The organism is Oleiphilus sp. HI0067 (genome assembly GCF_001635735.1).
Window position 1 is genome coordinate 1 of the sequence record NZ_LWFI01001303.1, and the last position, 843, is coordinate 843.

The following is an 843-nucleotide window of genomic DNA, read 5'->3' on the forward strand; positions in this document are numbered from 1 at the left end:
TGTCTTTGTTCGATTCGTAACGTTCATGACGACCTACCAGTAGAGGGTTCAGACCTTCGCTTTTGCTAAAACTTTCTGACTTATGGCTAATCTCACCAATTTGAATTGGTTCTAGACTTTTCTGACGGGTGTTGAAGACGCCCTCTAGCGTTTCTGATAGGACCTTATACTTCCCCTCATTAACCGAGGAGATCGAATACATCACAACGAAGAATGCGAACAAAAGCGTTATAAAATCTGCGTAGGATACTAACCAACGATCATGATTTTCATCTGCGGTAGTACGACGTTGTCGACGCATAGTCGTCCCCTAGACCTTGGCATGTTCGAGGTGTAAATACCCCTTAAGCTTCAGTTCCAAAGAACGAGGATTTTCACCTTCAGCGATCGATACCAATCCATCAATCACCATTTCGTAATAGCGAGTTTGATGCTCTACCTTATGACGTATTTTGTTCGCAATCGGAAGAAATACTAAGTTAGCTAAACCCACTCCGTATATTGTTGCGACGAAGGCAGTCGCGATGCCGGCGCCCAATTGGCTTGGATCGGCAAGATTACTCATCACGTGAATCAGACCAAGCACAGCACCAATGATACCGATGGTCGGCGAGTATCCAGCCATCGAGTCATAGACTTTAGCCAAGTCTAAGTCCCGCTGCTCACGCGCAAGCATATCGACTTCTAGCACGCTTTGAATCGACTCAGGCTCAGCGCCATCAACAAGGAGCTGAAGACCTTTTTTGCAGAAAGACTCGCGTTCTTTTGGGAGAACCGACTCCAAACCCAGCAAACCATCTTTGCGCGCACGAACACTCCACGACAGCAATTTATTAATACCGT

General features: G+C 46.3%; 2 protein-coding genes. Both read right to left on the minus strand.

Annotation, left to right across the window (positions count from 1 at the left end; all coding sequences use genetic code 11):
* A partial coding sequence (locus A3739_RS20135; protein WP_304440296.1) for a flagellar motor protein MotB occupies window positions 1–301 on the minus strand: 301 nt, incomplete at its 3' end.
* A gap of 9 nt (window positions 302–310) precedes the next feature.
* Window positions 311–843 (minus strand): flagellar motor protein (locus A3739_RS20140; RefSeq protein ID WP_068502562.1); only part of this gene is annotated, 533 nt, incomplete at its 5' end.